We start from the raw sequence: 652 nt of genomic DNA, 5'->3' as shown, positions 1-652 counted from the left end.
CTCTATTGCTCCCGAACGAGCAGCTGCACTTGTCTTGCGGCAGTTCGAGGGCGACTCGTTCGACGCCCTCGAACGCCGCCTTCGGCGCAACCATTCCTTCAGGGAGGCACTGGACTATGTCGAGCCAGAGGATGTCCCCGACGGGACATCCCTCTGGCGGGCCTTCAACGAACTCCAACCGGACGAACTCCGCGACTGTCTCCAGTCGATGTGCGGCGAGTTGCTCGATGATCACGACCACGCTGGAGAGTTCATCATCATCGACGGAACCCACATTGCCGCCTGGGCAAACACACGTGAAGAGATCGAAAACGGCGATGTTGAAGGAGCGAGCTGGGGCAAACACGAAGGCTCGTTCTACGGCTATAAGGTGTTTCTCGTCGTTGACGCCGCAAGCGAGTTGCCGGTCGCCATCACGATGGAGNCTCCAGGCTGCACTGGCTGATGCCGGCTTCGACAGTCAGGACAACCGTGAGTTCTGCCAAGACTGCCTCGATTGTCCGTTGCTGACGTCGATTAATCCCCGCAGATCGTCGCCGTTAGCGACGATCAAGGAGGGAATCAAAGAGCTGTTCGAGGAACATGGCGAGGAAATCGACAGTCCTTACGACGCTCTGGAGCGACTCCCGCAGGAACAACTCTCGGAGTACGG

The 652-nt window shown here is 58.7% G+C and carries 1 protein-coding gene; it reads left to right on the top strand.

What is annotated here, in order from left to right:
* Positions 1 to 34: 34 nt before the first annotated feature.
* On the top strand, positions 35 to 445 hold the full coding sequence (locus C446_RS14175) for a transposase (protein ID WP_006673818.1): 411 nt from the start codon (positions 35 to 37) through the stop codon (positions 443 to 445).
* Positions 446 to 652: the final 207 nt, after the last annotated feature.

The sequence above is a fragment of the Halobiforma nitratireducens JCM 10879 genome, from assembly GCF_000337895.1.
In the GTDB taxonomy this organism is placed as follows: domain Archaea; phylum Halobacteriota; class Halobacteria; order Halobacteriales; family Natrialbaceae; genus Natronobacterium; species Natronobacterium nitratireducens.
This window is presented reverse-complemented; position numbering and strand designations above follow the sequence as displayed.